Source organism: Roseateles hydrophilus (assembly GCF_026712245.1).
GTDB classification, from domain to species: domain Bacteria; phylum Pseudomonadota; class Gammaproteobacteria; order Burkholderiales; family Burkholderiaceae_C; genus Pelomonas; species Pelomonas hydrophilus.
Window position 1 is genome coordinate 602,367 of the sequence record NZ_JAPPUY010000003.1, and the last position, 17,672, is coordinate 620,038.

Annotated in this window: 16 protein-coding genes; 8 read left to right on the forward strand and 8 right to left on the reverse strand. The window is 71.2% G+C overall.

The window, feature by feature from the left end:
• Positions 1-76: 76 nt before the first annotated feature.
• Positions 77-988, reverse strand: a complete 912-nt coding sequence (locus tag NYO99_RS14385; protein WP_268167915.1) for a glutaminase — start codon at positions 986-988, stop codon at positions 77-79.
• Between the two features lie 32 nt (positions 989-1,020).
• Between NYO99_RS14385 and NYO99_RS14390 the strand changes: the two genes are divergently transcribed.
• The 4 genes from NYO99_RS14390 to NYO99_RS14405 are packed head-to-tail and all read left to right on the forward strand — an operon-like array spanning position 1,021 to position 4,649.
• A complete protein-coding gene (locus NYO99_RS14390; protein WP_268167916.1) occupies positions 1,021-1,914 on the forward strand; it encodes a class I SAM-dependent methyltransferase in 894 nt (297 codons plus the stop codon).
• 31 nt (positions 1,915-1,945) lie between these two features.
• A complete protein-coding gene (locus tag NYO99_RS14395; protein ID WP_268167917.1) occupies positions 1,946-2,467 on the forward strand; it encodes an RNA polymerase sigma factor in 522 nt (173 codons plus the stop codon).
• Positions 2,464-3,030 (forward strand): hypothetical protein, encoded by a 567-nt coding sequence (locus NYO99_RS14400; protein WP_268167918.1) that lies wholly within the window; start codon positions 2,464-2,466, stop codon positions 3,028-3,030. The genes NYO99_RS14395 and NYO99_RS14400 overlap by 4 nt, the downstream gene beginning before the upstream one ends.
• Complete coding sequence (locus tag NYO99_RS14405) at positions 3,027-4,649, forward strand: serine hydrolase domain-containing protein (RefSeq protein ID WP_268167919.1); 1,623 nt, start codon at positions 3,027-3,029, stop codon at positions 4,647-4,649. The genes NYO99_RS14400 and NYO99_RS14405 overlap by 4 nt, the downstream gene beginning before the upstream one ends.
• Positions 4,650-4,724: 75 nt before the next feature.
• Here the strand turns inward: NYO99_RS14405 and NYO99_RS14410 are convergent, their stop codons facing one another.
• The 3 genes from NYO99_RS14410 to NYO99_RS14420 form a co-directional block, all read right to left on the reverse strand.
• Positions 4,725-5,036, reverse strand: coding sequence for a hypothetical protein (locus NYO99_RS14410; RefSeq protein ID WP_268167920.1), 312 nt, complete (start codon positions 5,034-5,036; stop codon positions 4,725-4,727).
• Between the two features lie 85 nt (positions 5,037-5,121).
• Positions 5,122-5,706 (reverse strand): hypothetical protein, encoded by a 585-nt coding sequence (locus tag NYO99_RS14415; RefSeq protein ID WP_268167921.1) that lies wholly within the window; start codon positions 5,704-5,706, stop codon positions 5,122-5,124.
• Between the two features lie 112 nt (positions 5,707-5,818).
• Positions 5,819-6,193, reverse strand: a complete 375-nt coding sequence (locus tag NYO99_RS14420) for an Imm1 family immunity protein (protein WP_268167922.1) — start codon at positions 6,191-6,193, stop codon at positions 5,819-5,821.
• A 250-nt stretch (positions 6,194-6,443) separates the two neighbouring features.
• Here NYO99_RS14420 and NYO99_RS14425 point away from each other — a divergent pair, with 250 nt between their 5' ends.
• Positions 6,444-7,454 (forward strand): integron integrase, encoded by a 1,011-nt coding sequence (locus tag NYO99_RS14425; RefSeq protein ID WP_479685364.1) that lies wholly within the window; start codon positions 6,444-6,446, stop codon positions 7,452-7,454.
• 47 nt (positions 7,455-7,501) lie between these two features.
• Here NYO99_RS14425 and NYO99_RS14430 read toward each other — a convergent pair whose 3' ends face one another.
• On the reverse strand, positions 7,502-8,953 hold the full coding sequence (locus NYO99_RS14430) for a serine/threonine-protein kinase (RefSeq protein ID WP_268167923.1): 1,452 nt from the start codon (positions 8,951-8,953) through the stop codon (positions 7,502-7,504).
• Between the two features lie 106 nt (positions 8,954-9,059).
• Complete coding sequence (locus NYO99_RS14435; RefSeq protein WP_268167924.1) at positions 9,060-9,932, reverse strand: c-type heme family protein; 873 nt, start codon at positions 9,930-9,932, stop codon at positions 9,060-9,062.
• 190 nt (positions 9,933-10,122) lie between these two features.
• Here NYO99_RS14435 and NYO99_RS14440 point away from each other — a divergent pair, with 190 nt between their 5' ends.
• From NYO99_RS14440 to NYO99_RS14450, 3 genes are all read left to right on the forward strand, one after another.
• A complete protein-coding gene (locus NYO99_RS14440; protein WP_268167925.1) occupies positions 10,123-10,791 on the forward strand; it encodes a response regulator in 669 nt (222 codons plus the stop codon).
• On the forward strand, positions 10,791-12,164 hold the full coding sequence (locus tag NYO99_RS14445) for a sensor histidine kinase (RefSeq protein WP_268167926.1): 1,374 nt from the start codon (positions 10,791-10,793) through the stop codon (positions 12,162-12,164). The genes NYO99_RS14440 and NYO99_RS14445 overlap by 1 nt, the downstream gene beginning before the upstream one ends.
• 67 nt (positions 12,165-12,231) lie before the next feature.
• Entirely contained in the window at positions 12,232-12,786 is a 555-nt protein-coding gene (locus tag NYO99_RS14450) for a hypothetical protein (protein ID WP_268167927.1), read from the forward strand.
• A gap of 25 nt (positions 12,787-12,811) precedes the next feature.
• Here the strand turns inward: NYO99_RS14450 and NYO99_RS14455 are convergent, their stop codons facing one another.
• Together NYO99_RS14455 and NYO99_RS14460 are read right to left on the reverse strand one after the other, a co-directional pair.
• On the reverse strand, positions 12,812-13,606 hold the full coding sequence (locus tag NYO99_RS14455) for a carbon-nitrogen hydrolase family protein (protein ID WP_268167928.1): 795 nt from the start codon (positions 13,604-13,606) through the stop codon (positions 12,812-12,814).
• A 9-nt stretch (positions 13,607-13,615) separates the two neighbouring features.
• Complete coding sequence (locus tag NYO99_RS14460; protein ID WP_268167929.1) at positions 13,616-17,647, reverse strand: YhdP family protein; 4,032 nt, start codon at positions 17,645-17,647, stop codon at positions 13,616-13,618.
• Positions 17,648-17,672 lie beyond the last annotated feature (25 nt).

The following is a 17,672-nucleotide window of genomic DNA, read 5'->3' on the forward strand; positions in this document are numbered from 1 at the left end:
GGCGCCTCCGGCCTCGTTGCAAGGGGCCGCCAGTGTTGAGGGGATGCGCCTTGGCGGCATCCTCAGGCTTGCGGAGTCAGAACACCGACAGCCCGGTCTTCGCGACAAACAGCTCCAGCGCCTGGCGCCCCAGCAGCGAGTTGCCGGTGGGGTCCAGCGCGGGCGACCACACGCACAGCGTGAGGTGGTCGGGCACAACGGCCACGATGCCGCCGCCCACGCCGCTCTTGCAGGGCAGGCCGATGCGGTAGGCGAACTCGCCGGCTGCGTCGTAGGTGCCACAGGTCAGCATCAGCGCGTTCACGCGGCGCGCCAGCGCCGGGCTCAGCACCGGCGTGCCGGCCAGCGGGTGGCGGCCGTCGCGGCACAGATAGCCCGCCGCGCAGGCCAGCTGCTCGCAGGTCATGCGAATAGCGCACTGGTTGAAGTAGACGTCCAGCACGGTGGTGACGTCGTTGTCCAGCGTGCCGAACCCCTTCATCAGATTGGCCAGCGCGGTGTTGCGAAAGCCCGTGTCGTGCTCGGACTGCGCGACCTCGGCATCGATGTGGATCGGCTCGCCGCACAGCCGCGACAGCAGCGCCAGCAGCTCGGCCTTGCCGTCGCCCAGCGTGACGAGGCGGTCTGCCACCGCGATGGCGCCGGCATTGATGAAGGGGTTGCGCGGGATGCCGCGCTCCGTCTCCAGCTGCACCAGCGAATTGAACGGGCTGCCCGAGGGCTCGCGGCCGATGCGCGCCCACAGCGCCTCGCCCAGCGCCTGGATGGCCAGCGTCAGCGAGAACACCTTGGACACGCTCTGGATGGAGAAGGGCACGGCGCTGTCGCCGGCCTGGGCGGTCTGGCCGTCGCAGGTGCGCAGCGCAATGCCGAACTGCGCGGGCGACACCCGGGCCAGCGCCGGGATGTAGCGGGCCACCTGGCCGCCCTGGCCCAGCAGCGGGCGCAATTCGGCGTTGATCTGGTCGAGCACGAGCTGGAAGTCCATGCGGGTGATTCTGACCTTGAGAATGGCGCCCCATGCAAGCCCTGCTCGACGCCATCGCCGCCGCCCCCGACCTGCCCACCGACGCCTGCCGCCTGTTCCACGGCCGCGGCGGCCGCTTCCCCGGCTGCGAGCACCTGGCGCTGGATGTGTTCCCGCCCGTGCTGCTGCTGACGTCCTTCAAGCCGCTGGATGAGGCCGCGCTGGCCGCCGTCGCCACCGCCTTGACGGCGCGCTTCGGCGCCGCGCTGAGCTGGGTCTACCAATGCCGCGGCGAGGGCGCCGAGACGCGGCTGATGGCCGGCGCCGTGCCCGAGCCGCACATCGTCACCGAGGCCGGCGCGCGCTACCTCGTGCACCTGCTGCGCGGGCAGAACCACGGCCTGTTCCTGGACATGGCCGCCGGCCGGCGCTGGGTGCGCGAGCACGTGAAGCCCGGCGCCAAGGTGCTGAACCTGTTTGCCTACAGCTGCGCGTTCTCGGTCGTCGCGCTGCAGGCGGGCGCGGCCGAGGTGGTCAACGTGGACATGGCGTCCGGGGCGCTGAGCACCGGCCGCACCAACCATGAGTTGAATGGCGTGAAGGCGGGCGCCAAGTTCCTGGCCCACGACATCTTCAACTCCTGGGGCAAGCTGACGCGCGGCGGGCCGTATGACCTGGTGATCTGCGACCCGCCCAGCTTCCAGAAGGGCAGCTTCGTCGCCACCAAGGACTACGCGCGGCTGGCCCGCCGTCTGCCCGCGCTGCTGGCGCCCGGCGGCCACGCGCTGCTGTGCCTGAACGCGCCGGAGCTGGGCGAGGCCTTCCTGCGCGACGTGGTGGCCGAGCACGCGCCTGAGCTGCAGTTCGTCGGCCGCGTGGCCAATCCGGCGGTGTTCGAAGACGTGTCGCCCGACCGCAGCCTGAAAGTGCTGGCCTACCGGTTGTAAGAAGTTCCGCAGCGCCGTCACTACCTGCTGCATGACCGCTGATTCATCGCAGGACGCGCTGTACCGCCAGGCCCTCGCCGCCCACGGCGCCGAGCTGGCGCGCTGTTGCGCCGGCTACGAGCGCGACCCTGCATTGCGCCAGGAACTGCAGCAGGAGCTGCACCTGGCGCTGTGGCAGAGCCTGGCCACCTTCCGTGGCGATTGCTCGCTGCGCACCTGGGTCTACCGCGTGGCCCACAACGTCGGCGCGCGCCATGTGCAGCAGCACGCGGGCAAGGCGCCCATGCTGGCGCTCGACGAGATCGAGCACCTGCCCGACGAGCGCCTGGACCCCGGCCACACCGAGCGCCGGCTGGACCTGCAGCGCGTGATGGCGCTGGTGCACCGGCTCGCAGCACTGGACCGCGAGCTGATGCTGCTCTACCTGGAAGGCTTGGACGCCGCCAGCATCGCCGACATCACCGGCCTCTCGGCCCGCAACGTCGCCACCAAGATCCACCGCATCAAGGCGCTGCTGGCCCGCCAGCTCGCCACACCGAGGAGTTCGCCATGAGCCTGGACGACGACGCTGGCCTGCTGTGGCGCGAACAGGCCGTGCCAGCGCTTCAGCCGCTGCCCGCCGATGAGCTCGCTGCGCAGTCCCGCCAGCTGCGCCACAAGCTAGGCCGCCGCAACCGCCGCGAGACCCTCGCGGGCGGGCTGGTGGCGGTGGTGTTCCTGGCCTACGCCTGGATCTTTCCGCACTGGCTGACCAAGCTCGGCGCGCTGCTCAATGTGGCCGGCGTGGGCCTCATGCTGTGGCAGCTGCGGCGCCGCGCGTCGGTGCAGCCGCTGCCCGAGGCGCTGGGCGCCAGCCTGCTGCAGTTCCACCGTGCCGAGCTGGCCCGTCAGCGCGACGCGCTGAGCTCGGTCTGGCGCTGGTATGTGGCACCGATCGTGCCGGGGCTGGTGCTGTTCCTGTGCGGCCGGCAGATCGAGAACGGCCACTGGCAGGCCTGGCCGTTTGTCATCACCGCGCTGGTGTTGGCTGGCGTCGTGTGGATCAACCGGCGCGCCGCGCGCCAGCTGCAGCGCGAGATCGACGCGCTGGATCAACTGACGAAGGAGGCCCCATGAAGCGCATCCCTCTGGCCGGCGCGCTGCTGGCCCTGTCCCCGGGGCTGCAAGCCGCGGGCAGCGCCGCCGATGTCGAGCGCCTGCTGGCGGCCCGCTTCGACGGCGACCGCACCGGCGCCTGCGTGCAGGCCGCCGTCATCGAGGCTGGCAAGGTCTGGCGCGCCCGCCGCTGCGCCGGCACGCGCCCCGACGGCGCGCCGGCGGCGGATGCGGCCTTCGAGATCGGCTCGGTCAGCAAGACCATGACGGCCGCACTGGTGGCCGGGCTGGTGGACAGCGGCCGCTGGTCGCTGGACGACCCCATTACCCGCCATCTGCCCGAGGGCACGACCGTGCCGCGCCAGGGCGAGCGGCAGATCCTCGTGCGCGACCTGGTGACCCACACCAGCGGCCTGCCCGCGCTGCCGGCCGACCTGCAGGGCGGCACCCAGGCCGACCCCTACGCCCGGCTCACCGAGGCCGGCCTGCTCGCGTCGCTGGGCAAGCAGGTGCTCCTGTTCCCCACTGGCAGCCAGGCTGCGTACTCCAACTTCGGCATGATGGTGTTGTCGCTGGCCGTGGCCCGCAGCCTGGGCGGCGACCTGGAGGCCGCGCTGCGCGAGCAGCTGTTCCAGCCGCTGGGCATGGGCACGGCCCACGTTGCCAAGCCCCTGGGGGCCGCTGCCGCGCAAGGCCACCTGCCCGACGGCACACAGGCGCCGGGCTGGACGGTCGCCACCAACCTGGCCGGTTTCGGCATGGTCAAGGCCACGCTGGACGACATGGTGGCCTACGCCCGCGGCCAGCTGGGTGAGGGCCCGCCGGCCTTGGCGGCGCAGCTGCGCCGCACCCAGCAACCGCTGGCCCAGGGCTATGGCATGAACTGGATGCTGCGCCGCGTGCAGGGGCGCGATCTGGTCATGCATGAAGGCGGCACCGGCGGCTTCTCGTCGCTCGTGGCGCTGGAGCCGGGCGCGCAGCGGGCGGTCGTCGTGCTGGCCGACACGGCGCTGGCCGACCTGGGCGGCCTGGGCGACATCGGCTTCGCGCTGCTGGGCCTGGACATGCGGCTGCAGCCACGCCGCCCCGTGGAGCCGCCGGCCGCGCTGCGCCAGGCGCTGGCCGGGGACTACGCGTTGGGCCCCTTGCGTCTGACGATCTGGGAGCGCGACGGCCGGCTGCTGGCCCAGGTGCCGGGTCAGTCCGCCTTCGAGCTGCGCCATGACAGCCGAGGCGACTTCTACCCGCTGGGCTTCTCCGCGCTGCTGCGCCCCGAGCCGCCCGGGGCCGGCCAGCCCGTGGCGCGCTTCACGTGGCAGCAGGGCGGCGGCGCGGTGCTGGCCCGCCGCGTGGGGCGGGTGGAGGCGCCGCCCACCATCACCCACCCGGCCTGGCGCGACTGGGCCGGCGAGTTCCAGCTGGCGCCGCAGTTCAGCCTCAAGGTGTTCGAGCGCGACGGCCAACTGATGGTGCAGGGCAGCGGTCAGCCCGCCATCGCGGCCGAGGTGACGGGGCCGGACCGCATCGAGATCAAGACGGTGGGCGCGGTCGTCGAGTTTGAGCGTGATGCCGCAGGCAAGGTCACGGCGGCCGTGCTGCTGCAGGGCGGGCAGCGGCTGCGCGGGAGCAGGGTGCCTTAGTGTTGCTGTCTCAACGTGAAAGTGAGCGGACGCCCAAGGCCGTCCGATCCAATGGCAGCTTGAGGCGCAATTCGCTCATCCGCGAGGAATCAGGTCGACTACGGCCCAGCGGCCATCGTTCTTCCTGGTCACAACAGTGAAGCAAGCTGATTCCGGGCCACAGAGAACAAACAACGCCTGGCCTGAGAAGTCGCCATCTTTGAATTCAAACGCAGCAAGTCTCTTCAGTGCCACGGACTCGGCTTGGACGCCTAGCTTCGTCGCCACTGCGACCCGACCAATCTCGTATGGCGCAGAGTTCAAGATCCAGACCTGCCCCAGCGCGACGATCGCAACGAACATTGCGGCAACGAAAGTCAAAGTCCCGAAGAACTTCTTCTTTGTCATGCCGGCCCATGGTCGAGTAAACGCTGGCATTGCGCGTCAACGTCGTAGTTCAGCGGGCGCCGAAGGCGTCCGCTGCAAAGAGTGGTTAAGCGGCCGGTGCAAGACGATGCGATTGCAGCTTGGCCAACAGGAACGGGAGTTCCGATAGGGGAAACATTGCACCCTTGTTAAGGGCTCGCCCTCCCGCAATGACATTGACTATGTACCGCAGATCGGGACAGTAGTTGAGATAAAGGCTCGTGCTACCAGGGGGATCGAAAGTCACACCCACCGAAAGCACCTCATATTTGCACTGCCCAACTTTGGTTCGTTGCCTACTGTGAACCTTGATGGCTGTCTTTTCGACTCTTTGAACCTTCCCCGAGAAGGCGACTTCCATTTCGTATTCGTGCTCATCGCCCACCTCAAGAGGAAAGAGGGTCGCAAGATCTGTCAGCGGCCTACGTGTGATCTCGCTGCCGGTGCTACCACTTTGTAGTGTGATAAGGCCCATGTAGAGGATTTCATCATCAGCATTACCGGACTTCCGATAGCGAGTTACCTTTGTGAGGTCGTTCTCCATGAATCGGACCTCGGCCAGCCCAGCGGGCAGATGGCTCACCACGAAGCCGTCAGCAGTTCCCTCGTACGAGGGGCAAAAGAGGGCCGTGGATGTGTCTTGATTGGCCATTGGTTTATTGGGACTAGGTAACTTCGGAGCCGCTTAACGTCGTAGATCAGCGGGCGCCGAAGGCGTCCGCTGCAGCGACCAGTTATGGCGCGACCCAGTTGCAGCACAGTTCCTAGTCTTCATTCCAATTGATCCAGTCCGGCTTTGCTCCGGCGTTCTCAAAAAAGTACGCCATGGCTTTGTAGCACTGCTCAATGTCGATGCACCAGGAGCGCGGATATTCGTCAACCTGCCCGTTGCACAGCCGGAAGGTCGCCGTGCCTGGACGATGGACAGACGAACGGGAAGAGAAGCCGCTATCGCCTTCTTGCCGCAGGTACATGAGCCACGCGTCATCGTCGTTCCTCAGCATGCAAAGAGACCGCCCGTTGGGCGCGAACGCCCATAGCTCGAATTCCTTGGCCTGCTCAACGCGATCAAGCAAACGCCCCACTTCCTCCGGGGACGACGGGTGCAACTCCTCTCCGTTGAAACTGAAGGCGATCATCTAAGCGCCATAACGTGTTTTCGGGAGACAGCCGACGCCGCCTAAGCAGGCGGGCTGCGCCCTAAAAACGAAGCCGCACCCGCGCGCAAGTGCTTGATTCATCGAAGCCCTCCTTGGCTTGGCTGTAGTTTTATACAGTATTGAATTTCCAGCAAAAGCGGCGCGCCGTTACAAGTTCTCGACGAGGCTGGGCGCCCGCTTGGAGGCCGATGATGCAGCCCTGTTGCCTGCGTTGCCACCTCGCAAACACCTGCGGCCCAAACGCGCGGTTGAACTGCCGCCATTGCGCTCAACGCGGGTGCTGGACCAACTGCGTGAACGCCTCCGGCTGATGCACTACAGCCTGCGCACGGAGGAGGTGTATGCCTACTGGGTCAAGGCTTTCATCCGCTTCCACGGTCTGCGGCACCCAGCTGAATTGGGTGGGCCGGAGGTGGAAGCCTTTCTGACCCATCTGGCGGACGCACGCTCGGTGGCCCCCTCGACGCACAACCAGGCGCTGTCGGCGCTGCTGTTCTTCTATGGCAAGGTGCTGGGCCTCGATCTGCCGTGGCTGAAGGAGATCGGTCATCCGCAGCAGCATCGCAGGCTGCCGGTGGTATTGACCGTGGAGGAGGTGCGCCAGGTGCTTGGGGGGCTTGACGGTGAGCATGGGCTGCTGGCACGGCTGCTCTACGGTACCGGCCTGCGCATCAGCGAGGCACTTCAGTTGCGGGTCAAGGACATCGACTTCGGCCTGCATGCCCTGATCGTGCGCGAAGGCAAGGGCGCGAAAGACCGTGTTGTCATGCTGCCCCAGTCGCTCGTGGCCGACTTGCGCGAACAACTGGCCAGGGCCCGCCTCGTATGGGCCGGCGATGTGGAAGCTGGCGTCGCAGGCGTCGAACTGCCTCACGCACTGGAGCGCAAATACCCCCGCATGGGCGCGAGCTGGCCCTGGTTCTGGGTGTTCCCGCAAGACCACCATGCCACCGACCCGCGCAGCGGCGTCGTGCGCCGCCATCATCTGTATGACCAGACCTTCCAGCGCGCGTTCAAGCGTGCCGTTCAGGCCGCCGGCATCGCCAAGCCGGCCACGCCGCACACGTTGCGGCACTGCTTCGCGACGCACCTGCTGCAGTCAGGTAACGACATCCGCACCGTGCAGGAGCTGCTCGGCCATTCAGATGTGGCGACCACGATGATCTACACGCATGTGCTCAAGCTGGGCGGTGGCGCGGTGCGCTCGCCGCTGGACGCGCTGGGCATGCCAGCCGCCTGACGCAGGGCGCCAACCGGCTGGGCAAGGCCCGCGACTGACGGGCCCCGTCAGGCCAGCTTGCTCAGGTCGGCCAGCAACTTCTCGCGGCTCCTGGCGTCGCTCACCGCTTCGCCCAGCCGGTTGAAGAACACGGCCCGGCTGTCCGTGTCGCTGGCGGCGCGCTTGACGAGCACCTTGGCGATCGGCCCCACGTGCTGGGCCAGCAGGGGCACGGCCTTGTCCAGCACGGCATCGGTCAGCGGGCCGCCGATCGTGGTGGCACCGGCAGAGGAGCCCGCCGAGCCCCCGGTGGCGCGCGAGCCGGCCGTGGGTGGCGTGCCGGCGGTGCCGCCGGCCGTCCTCGTGCCGCCGCCGGTGACCTGGCTGGCCTGGCCCAGGAAGAGGTCGCGGGCGCGCGGGTCGGCCACCTGCTCGGCCAGCCGCGCATACAACTCGCCGAGCTCGTGGCACTCGCGGGCTGCGCGCCGCACCAGCACGCTGGCCAGCGGGCCGACGTGTTTGGCCAGCGTCTGCTCGGCCTGCAGCAGAACGGCCTTGTCCCAGTGCGAAGGCGGCGGCGCGCCGCTGGACGCGCTGGACACCGAGGGCGGCGCCAGCGTGGGCGTCAGCGGCGAACGTGCCGGGCGGGGCGGCGCCATCAGCAGCGTCTGCTCCCAGGCGGAGTCGTCCACGCTGCTGCCCACGGCGCTGAGCAGCGCCTGGCGGAACTCGAAGGTGGTTGCGAAGCGGTCGGTGGGGCGCTTGGCCAGCGCGCGCGCGACGATGGCGTCGAACCAGCCCGGTCGGTCGGCCCCTTCGACGATGGAGGGCGGCTCGGGCGCCTCGTTGACGACCTTGTACATCAGCGCCTCGGTCGTGCCCGTGAAGGGCGCGCGGCCGGTGAGCAGCTGGTAGAGCACGACGCCGGCACCGTAGATGTCCACGCGCCGGTCCATGGGCTTGCCCAGGAACTGCTCGGGCGCCATGTGGCTGGGCGTGCCCACCATGTAGTGGGTCTGCGTGAGGTGCTGGGTCTCGATGCGCGCGATGCCGAAGTCGGCCACCTTGAGCCGGCCGCTGCCCATCATGATGATGTTGGCGGGCTTGATGTCGCGGTGCCACACGCCCTTGTCGTGCGCATGGCCCAGCGCGCCGAGCAGCTGGCTCATGATGCCGACGATGTCGGTGTCGGTGAAGCGCACCTTGGCCGTCAGGTAGCTCGCCAGCGAGCGGCCCTCGACGAACTCCATCGCGATGTAGGCCACCTGCTGGTCGCGGCCGTAGTCGTACACGGCGACGATGCCCGGGTGGCCCAGCCGGCCGGCGGCCTGCGCCTCGTTGCGAAAGCGCGAGGCCGGCGCGCCGGGGCTGTCGTCCTCGACGTCCAGGCCGGTGCGGATGGTCTTGAGCGCGACGGTGCGCTGGATGTCGGGGTCGAAGCCCTTGTAGACGACGCCCATCGCGCCCTCACCGAGCACCTCGGTGATGCGGTACTTGCCCAGCTGCGTGGGATGCGTCATGTCAGCCCCTCGGCCCGCGGGTACGCGGCCCGGCCCCCCAGGGGGGCGCGGTCCGGCTTGGGAGCGGCCAGGCGCTCGGCCCGCAGGGGTGGGGTTGGCGACGGCATCAGGCGTCCAGCAGCTTCATGGCCTGCACGACCGAGGCGCGCATGCGGGAGAACGAGTCGGACAGCGTGGCGATCTCGTCGCGGCCGCTGGTCTTGAATTCGGGCGCGTCCAGGTCGCCCTGGCTGACGCGGTCGGCCAGCGCCGACAGCCGCGTGACCGGGCGCACCACCAGCAGCCACACCATCAGGTTGAGCACGACGCCGACGACGACGAACACGCCCACCAGCGCGGTGATGAAGACCTTGAACACGTTGTCCGCGCGCTGCAGCGGCACGCCCAGCGGCACGGAGACGATCTGCGCGCCGATGACTTCGTTGAGGTTCCAGCCGAAGCCGTTGGCCGGGCCGTACTTGGCCACCATGGTGGCGGGCGCGGCTTCCACGCTGCTGTGGCAGGCCAGGCAGGCCGGGTCGGTGATGCGCAGCGGGCGGGCGATGTAGAGCGCCGGGCCGGCGGGCGTGTCGCGCATGCCCACGGTTTCCTTCAGGTCGGCCGCGCTGCGGAACTGGCCCACGATGTCGGCCTCCCAGCTGGTGGCGCGGTCGCGCGGGTTGGTGGGGTTGAGCGCGGCTTCCTTGTAGGCGAACTCGGGGTGCTTGGCCAGCAGCGTGTTCAGCACTTCGGTCGCGGCGTAGCTGGGCACGGTCTGCGGCAGGAACTCGTGCGCCATCTGCGCGGTCAGCAGCGGCTTGACCTGGGTGTTGGTGTAGTTGCGCACCGCCAGCGCCTTCTCCATCAGCATCTGCGCGCTGTTGACGACCTCCTGCTTGGCGTTGTCCTGCAGCAGCTGGCGGGCGATGTAGCCGCTCAGCGCAATGCCCAGGCTCATCACCAGCAGATAGACCAGATTGAACTTGACCAGCAGTTTCATGTCGCTCCCCGAGAGGGCGGCAATGTTAGGGCCCTGGGGTGTCGGCGGCGGTGGGGATATGCACCGGCGCTCGGTGTTGACGAGTCCCAGAAAAACAGGTCAAGCGCCCGGCGGCGGCGCGGGTGCGGCCGGGCCGGGTGGACAGCCCGGCGTCAGCGCGCAGGCGGGTGTGGCGCCATACTGCCGCCCCATGCGCATCCTGCTCGTCGAGGACGACGACCAACTCGTCGAAACCACCGCCCGCGCGCTGCGCTCGCAGGGCTGGGTGGTGGACTGCACCGCCCGTGGCGAGCCCGTGCCGCGCTCGCTGCGCGAGGACGCCTACGACCTGCTCATCCTGGACATCGGCCTGGCCGGCATCGACGGCTTCGAGACGCTGCGCCGCGTGCGGGCCGAGGACCTGCCGGTGCCGGTGCTCATCCTGACTGCGCGCGACGCCGTGGAGGACCGCGTGCGCGGCCTGGAGGGCGGGGCGGACGACTACCTCGTCAAGCCCTTCGCGCTGACCGAGCTCATCGCCCGTGCCCGCGCGCTGGTGCGGCGCAGCCAGGCGCGCACCAGCAACCAGCTGCAGCTGGCGCGGCTGCGGGTGGACATGGAGGCCCGCCGCGCCTTCATCGACGGCGAGCCGCTGCCGCTGTCGGCCCGCGAATGGGATGTGCTGGGTTTCCTGATGACGCGCGCCGGCAAGGTGGTGCCCAAGGAGCACATCGCCATGGCCAGCAATGCCTGGGAGCAGGGCGTCAGCGACAACGCCATCGAGGTCTGCCTGTCGCGGCTGCGCGCCAAGATCGAGCCTGCCGGCGTGCAGCTGCGCACGGTGCGCGGGCTGGGCTACCTGCTCGAAGAAGTCGCCTGATGGCGGCCGCCCGGCCGCGCGCCAGCCTGCAGCGCCGGCTGTTCGGCTGGCTGATGCTGCCGCTGCTGGTGGTGCTGCCGCTGCTGGGCTGGGCGCTGTACCAGCAGGTGTGGCGCAGTGCGCAGGGCTGGCTGGACGACGGCCTGGAAGACACCGCACTGACGCTGGCCGGCCAGATCGACCGGCGCGGCGGCACGCTGCGCGTGGATGTCAGCGCCACGATGGACCGCGTGCTGCGCTTTGACCGGCAGGACGATGTGTTCTACGTCGTGCTCGGCCCGGCCGGCGAGGTGCTGCAGGGCGATGCCGGCCTGGTGGACGTGCAGCCCCGGCCCCAGCCGCTGCCGGCCGGCAGCACCGTGTACAGCAATGTGCGCCTGCGTGAGCGGGCGCTGCGCCTGGTGCAGCTGGGCCGGGCCTGCGGCGAGGGTGCCTGCCAGGTGCTGGTGGCCGAGACGCTGCACAAGCGCGACACGCTGCGCCGCGAGATCGGCGCCCATGTGGTGATGAACGGCCTGGGCCTGGCGCTGCTGCTGGCGCTGGCAGGCTGGTGGGCGGTGCGCCGGGGCTTGTTGCCGCTGACCGGCCTGAGCGCCGAGGTGGAGCGCCGCGACCTGCACCGCCTGTCGCCGCTGACGGCCACGCTGCCGCGCGAGCTGGTGCCCTTGCAGGCCGCGTTCAACCGGTTGTTCGAGCGGCTGTCGCTGGCGGCCGGCACGCAGCGCGAGTTCCTGGCCGATGCGGCCCACCAGCTGCGCACGCCGCTGACCTCGCTGCAGACCGAGATCGAGCTGGCCATGCTGGAGCCGCACGACGCCCGCATGGACCCGCTGCTGGAGCGGCTGCGCCAGCGCGTCGTGCGCAGCGCGCGGCTGGCGCAGCAGCTGCTGTCGCTGGCGCGCACCGAGGAGCGCAGCGTGGACCTCGGCCAGCCGCTGGACCTGCGCGACGTGGCCACCGAAAGCGGGCAGGACTGGGCCCACCGCGCGCTGCCGGCGGGCATGGACCTGGGCTTCGAACTGGCGCCCGCGCCGGCACGGGGCCATGCCCTGCTGCTGCGCGAGGCGCTGGAGAACCTCATTCACAACGCCGTCAGCTATGCCGGCGCGGGCGCGCGCATCACGGTGCGCTGCGGCAGCACGGGCGCCAGGACTTGGATGGAGGTCGAGGACAACGGCCCCGGCATCCCGCCCGCCGAACGCCCGGCGGCCATGCAGCGCTTCCGCCGCGGCGGCCAGGCCAGCGGCACCGGCAGCGGCCTGGGCCTGGCGATTGCGGCCGACATCGCGGCCCGCCACGGCGGCCGGCTGGACCTGCTGGACACCCACGGTGGCCCCGGCCTGCGCGCGCGCATCAGCCTGCCGGCGGCCTGAATTGGCGGGTCCGCGCTGCGCTATTCGGCGCCAGGGCCGGCCGGGGCCGCCCTAGCATGGGGTTCTCATGCACCGTCCCGCCTTTCGCCCCGCGCTGCTGCTGGCCCTGCTGCTGGCCGGCTGCGGCGCGCCCAGCCAGCACCTGCCCATGACCGTCACGCCGGTCGAGGCGCTGCAGATCCGCGGCTGGGTGCCGCAGGCGCTGCGCGGCAGCGTGGGCGTGGCGGCCGTGCAGGGCGGCCAGGAGACCGGGCGCTGGTGGGGTTCCAAGGTCAGTGCGGTCGCGCTGCAACTGGCGCTGGAGGAATCGCTGCTGGGCGTGGGCATGCGGGCGCTGGCGCCCGAGCCGGCCCCGCGCTACGAGCTCAAGGCCGAGCTGGTGCAGCTGGACCAGCCGCTGGTGCCCGCGCTCGGCGTCACCGTCGGCACGGCCGTGCGCTACACGCTGACCGACACGGCCGCCGGCCGCGTGCTCTACCAGCGCCGCATCGCCAACACCGAGGACGCCGGCTTCACCGAGGCCATGCTGTCGCCGCCCGAGCGGCTGCGCATCGCCAACGAGCGCGCGCTGCGCGCCAACATCGCGCTGCTGCTGCGCGACCTCGTCACGCTGCAGCCCTGAGACAGCGTACGCAGAGCCGGCGCGTTCAAAGCCGGCGATGCGCCAGCGCCGGCAGCTGCTGGCGCACCTGGGCCAGCCGGGCGGGGTCCACCTCGGCCACGGCCAGCCCTTCGCCCTCGGGCACCACGGCCAGCACCTCGCCCCAGGGGTCCACCACCATGCTGTGGCCCCAGGTGCGGCGGCCGTTGGGGTGGGTGCCACCCTGGGCCGGCGCGATGACGTAGGCCTGGTTCTCCACCGCGCGGGCGCGCAGCAGCAGCTCCCAGTGCTTCTCGCCCGTCGTGTAGGTGAAGGCGGCCGGCACGGCCAGCAGCTCGCAGGGCGCGTAGGCGCGGTACAGCTCCGGGAAGCGCAGGTCGTAGCAGACCGACAGCCCCGTGCGCAGCCCGCCCGCGTCGAAGGCGGTGGGCGCGCTGCCGGCCTCCAGCACGCGGGCCTCGTCGTAGCTCTCGCGGCCGTTGTCGAACGCGAACAGGTGCATCTTGTCGTAGCGCGCCACCTGCTCTCCGCTGGGCGAGAACACCAGCGTCGTGTTGCGAACGCGGTCCGGTGTGGCAGCGCGGATGGGCAGCGTGCCGCCGATGATCCACAGGCCCAGCTCGCGCGCGGCCTGCGCCAGCATGGCCTGCATCGGGCCCTCGCCCAGCGGCTCGGCGATGGCGAGCTTGTCGCCGTCATGCTGGCCGATCAGGCAGAAGTACTCGGGCAGCGCGGCCAGTTGCGCGCCCTGCGCGGCGGCGGCTTCGAGCAGCCGGCGGGCGGCGCTCAGGTTGGCGGCCACATCGGGGCCGGAGACCATCTGGAGGGCGGCGATCTTCATGCGCGGATGTTAGGGGCCGCTGGCCGCCCGGGCCGGGCCGTCGACCTTCTCGACCTTGGGCTCGTCCCAGCTGCCGGTGATGTGGAACTCGCGCGTGCTGGCCGCGGCCATCGGGCGGCTCAGCAGCATCTGCGCGAGGAAGGCGCCCAGCGCCACGGCCGGGTTGATGGCCGCGTAGGCCAGCGACGCGCCGCCCGCCGACACCTCCGGCACGACGACGACGCGCAGCTTCTGCGTCTCGGCGGCCAGGTCGGTGCTGCCCTCCACCAGCACGGCGGCCTGCAGGCCGCGGATGCGGATGTTGTCGCTGCGCGCCACGCCGGCGGCGATCTTCACGTCGCCCGTCACGCCGTCGAAGGTGAAGCCCTCGGCGAACACGTCGCGGAAGTCCAGCAGGAAGCGCCGCGGCAGCGACTGCAGGCTCAGCACGCCCAGCAGACGGCCCACGCCGGGCTCGGCCTTCAGGAAGGTGCCGGTGTCCAGCCGCACGTTCAGCGCGCCGGCCATGCTGGGGTAGTGCGGGTCCAGCGGCGAGCCGTCCCAGCCCACCTGGCCGGCCAGCTGCCCCTTGCCGCCGCGCAAGGCCTCGCCCTGGCCCAGCCGCGCCAGCAGGCGGCCGGCGTCGGCGATGTCCAGCGTCCAGTCCAGCTGCGTGCGCGCGGCGCCGACGCGCTCGCCCCAGTGGCCGCTGGCGTTGAGGGTGGCATCGGGCGAGCTGATCTGCAGCTTGTGCAGCAGCCAGTCGCGTGCGGCGGCCGGCGCCTGCGCGCGCACCTCCAGCCGGCCCAGGCGCTTGCCGCGCAGCTCGAAGTCGTCCACCTCGATGTCCAGCGACGGCAGCGGGTGGGCCGATGCGGCCGGGCGGCCGGGCTCCATCAGCTCGCTGACCGACTGCGCCTCCGAGCGCGGCAGCGACAGCCGTTCCAGCCGCGCCTGCACGGTGTCGATGCGGTCGCCGCGCACGCCGCGCAGTTCGATGCGGCCCTTGAGCTGCTCGGCGTCGACATCGAGCCGCCAGTTCGCGCCGTCGCGCGCGACGCTGGCCGCCACGCGGCCCAGCTGGCGGCCGGCAATCTTCAGCGCCTGGCTGCGCAGCGCGATCTGGCTGGGCAGCAGGCCGTCGTCGGCGCCGTCGCCGCTGCCACCGGTGGCGGCGCCGCCCAGCGTGGCGAAGCGCTGCTGCCAGGCGTCCAGATCCAGCGCGGCGACGTTGGCCTGCAGCAGCACGCCGGCTGCCGGCAGCGCGGGCAGCTTGTCCTGCACGGCCAGCGCGCCGCGCAGCACCTGCGAGCTGGCGCCCGACACGTCGCGCTGCAGCTGGGCCTGCAGCAGCGGCGCACCGGCGCTGCCCACCTCCAGCCGGATCTCGTCGCGGCCCGCGCCGGTGGGCGTGATCAGCAGGCGCAGCGGCAGCGCCGCCTCGGCCGCCTTGCGCCCGGGCGCGGGCAGGTCCAGCGCCATGCCCTGCAGGTTGCTGGCCACGCTGAGCTCGGGCTGGCCGTCACGCGGCACGGCGAGCTGGAAGCGGTACGCCGCCTGGCCGCTGGCCGCCTGCGCCAGCCGCGCAACGGCGCCCAGCTCGGGCGTGCGCCGCAGGCCATCGGCCGTGGCCTGGCCCTGCACGGCAAAGCGCAGGCCCCCCTCGCGCAGCGAGCCGCCCTCCAGCCCGGCGTCGCCGCCCAGCAGGCGGGCCGTCATGCCGGCGAGCTGCAGGCTTTTCTGGTCGAAGTCGATGCGGCCGCGCGCATTGCCCAGCGCCGGCAGGTCGGGGCGCAGCTTCAGGTCCACGCCGCCCAGCTGCAGCTGGCCCTTGACGGTGGTGCGGGCGGTGTCGTCCAGCGGGATGCTCAGGCCCAGCTTCAGGCCCACGGGGCCCTGGGCGGTGGTGGTGCTCAGCGGGTGGCCCAGCCATTCGTCCAGCGGCGAGGTGCGCATGAAGCGCAGCAGGTCGGTGCCCTGGCCGCGGCCGTTGCCGTCCAGCTGCAGCACGCGGGCATGGTGCAGGTCCTTGATGCCGCCGTTCACGCCGGTCAACTCGTAGCCCAGCACCTTGGCGCGGCCGTCCTTGATGGCCATGCCGCCGCGCTCGAAGACGAGCTCGGCGTCCACGCCCTCCATCACCGGCCAGTTGCCGCCGACGTCGCTGTGCGGCACATAGGCCAGCGTGACGCCGCGTGCCTGCATGGACACGCGGAACTGGCCGCTGGCCTTGGGCGTGTCGAACGGGAACTCGGCCAGCTCGCCCTTGAGCCTCACCTGGATGTTGCGCGCCTCGCCGCCGAGCAGCGCGCGGCTGATGTAGCTGCGCGTGGCGGGCAGGCGCAGCGGGATGTAGCGCGCCACACGCATGGCGTCGGCGCGCTGGGCGCGGCCGCTCAGGTCCAGGAAGCCGGCCGTCGTGGCGCCGGCCGGGCGGCGCCAGGCGATGTCGAACTCGCCGCTGAGGTCGGGGGTGTTGAGTTTCAGGTCGCGCAGGCGCAGCTCCACCTCGCCCGCGCTGCGCGCCGTGGGCTGGGGCAGTTTCCAGCTGAGCTGGGTGTCCAGCCGCGTGATGGGCAGGCGCGGGTCTTCCAGCAGCCCCGGCAGCACGACCTCGCCGTCACGCACCGACAGCCGCGCCGTGCCGCCGCGCTCGGTGGCCTCCAGCGCCAGGCTGGCACCGCGCAGGCCCGGGCGGGCCGGGCGGTCGGCGGGGTCGGCCGTGCCGGCGGCCGCGGCCAACCCGTCCAGCTGCGCCTTGACGCGGTAGCTGCTCGGTGCGTGCACGGCGCCCTGCCACTGGCCCGACAGCGCGGTCAGCACGCCCTGCGGTGCCAGCTCGGCCAGCAGCTTGTGGGCCCGCTCGCCCAGCGGCAGGCGTTGGGCGATCTGCGCCATCAGCGCGAAGTCCAGCCGCTGCGCGCTGACCTCGCCGCCCAGCACCGTGTCGCCCGGGCCGAGCTGCAGCGTGACGCCCCAGTCCGAGCGCGGCCAGGTCACGCCGCTGCCGTCCGGCGCCGAGCTGACGAACCCCAGCTGGCGCGCCTGCAGGCTGAGCCTGTCCTTCGCTCGCGCCAGCTCCAGGCGGCCTTCGATGTGGTCCAGGTCCAGCTCCGGCGCACTCTCCAGCACGCGCATGCGCACGGCGCGCAGCGCCAGGTCCAGTGTCGCGCCGACGGGCTCGCCCTGCTTGATCTGGGCCCAGGCGCGCACGGCGCCGTCGCCCTCGCTGAGCTGGAAGGGCAGGTCCACATGGCGGCGCAGCTGGCGCAGGTCGGCACGCGGCAGCTCGGCGAACAGCTCGCCGCTCCAGTGCTGGAACTCGGCCGGGCGCTTCAGCACGCGTTGCGTGAACTGGCCGCGCAGCGTGAAGCGCTGGCCCCAGTCGGCGGGTGGCGTGGCGTCCAGGCGCAGCTGGTGGCGGCGCAGGCTGTTGCGCAGGATGAAGTTCAGGTCCGACAGCTCCAGCGGCTGCGTGCCGGCGCGCTTCTCGTCGATCCAGCGCACGCGCCCGCCGATGATGGCCAGCTCGGGCTGGCTGAACAGCCAGTCCATGCCGGCCTCGGTGGTGCCGGTGTCGGCGCTGCGGCTGTCGTCCAGCCCCAGCCCGCCGATGAAGATACGGCCCGCCGCGTCGCGGCGGATGACGAGCTCCGGCGCATCCACCAGCAGCTGCGAGAAGCGCGGCTGCAGCAGCACCAGCGACTGGGCCGACAGCACCGCCGACACGCGCGGCAGCGTCAGCGCCGGGCGGCCGCTGGCGTCCAGCACGCGCACATCGCCCAGCTCCATGCGCGGCATCCAGCCGCCGGATTCGACGGCGATGCGCCCGATGCGCAGCTCTACCCCCAATGCCTTTGAGGCTTCCCGCTCCAGCCAGGGCCGCCACTCATTGGCCTGCGGGAGAATGCCCCAGTGCAACACCGCCCAAGCCACGACCGTGAGGCCCCACACCAGCGCGAGCACCCAAAGTGCCAGGCGCAGCACGCGCCAGCACAGGCGCAGCGGCCAGCGCGCGGCGCGGTTGCAGTGGTGGAGGGCGGCCGAGAAGAAGTCAGACACGTTGTCGGGGAAGCGGGGAGGCGGC

Excerpts from the sequence above, each read along its gene's own strand:
- NYO99_RS14385 (WP_268167915.1), bottom strand. The coding sequence starts at position 988 with ATGGACTTCCAGCTCGTGCTCGACCAGATCAACGCCGAATTGCGCCCG.
- NYO99_RS14390 (WP_268167916.1), top strand. The coding sequence starts at position 1,021 with ATGCAAGCCCTGCTCGACGCCATCGCCGCCGCCCCCGACCTGCCCACC.
- NYO99_RS14395 (WP_268167917.1), top strand. The coding sequence starts at position 1,946 with ATGACCGCTGATTCATCGCAGGACGCGCTGTACCGCCAGGCCCTCGCC.
- NYO99_RS14400 (WP_268167918.1), top strand. The coding sequence starts at position 2,464 with ATGAGCCTGGACGACGACGCTGGCCTGCTGTGGCGCGAACAGGCCGTG.
- NYO99_RS14405 (WP_268167919.1), top strand. The coding sequence starts at position 3,027 with ATGAAGCGCATCCCTCTGGCCGGCGCGCTGCTGGCCCTGTCCCCGGGG.
- NYO99_RS14410 (WP_268167920.1), bottom strand. The coding sequence starts at position 5,036 with ATGACAAAGAAGAAGTTCTTCGGGACTTTGACTTTCGTTGCCGCAATG.
- NYO99_RS14415 (WP_268167921.1), bottom strand. The coding sequence starts at position 5,706 with ATGGCCAATCAAGACACATCCACGGCCCTCTTTTGCCCCTCGTACGAG.
- NYO99_RS14420 (WP_268167922.1), bottom strand. The coding sequence starts at position 6,193 with ATGATCGCCTTCAGTTTCAACGGAGAGGAGTTGCACCCGTCGTCCCCG.
- NYO99_RS14430 (WP_268167923.1), bottom strand. The coding sequence starts at position 8,953 with ATGACGCATCCCACGCAGCTGGGCAAGTACCGCATCACCGAGGTGCTC.
- NYO99_RS14435 (WP_268167924.1), bottom strand. The coding sequence starts at position 9,932 with ATGAAACTGCTGGTCAAGTTCAATCTGGTCTATCTGCTGGTGATGAGC.
- NYO99_RS14440 (WP_268167925.1), top strand. The coding sequence starts at position 10,123 with ATGCGCATCCTGCTCGTCGAGGACGACGACCAACTCGTCGAAACCACC.
- NYO99_RS14445 (WP_268167926.1), top strand. The coding sequence starts at position 10,791 with ATGGCGGCCGCCCGGCCGCGCGCCAGCCTGCAGCGCCGGCTGTTCGGC.
- NYO99_RS14450 (WP_268167927.1), top strand. The coding sequence starts at position 12,232 with ATGCACCGTCCCGCCTTTCGCCCCGCGCTGCTGCTGGCCCTGCTGCTG.
- NYO99_RS14455 (WP_268167928.1), bottom strand. The coding sequence starts at position 13,606 with ATGAAGATCGCCGCCCTCCAGATGGTCTCCGGCCCCGATGTGGCCGCC.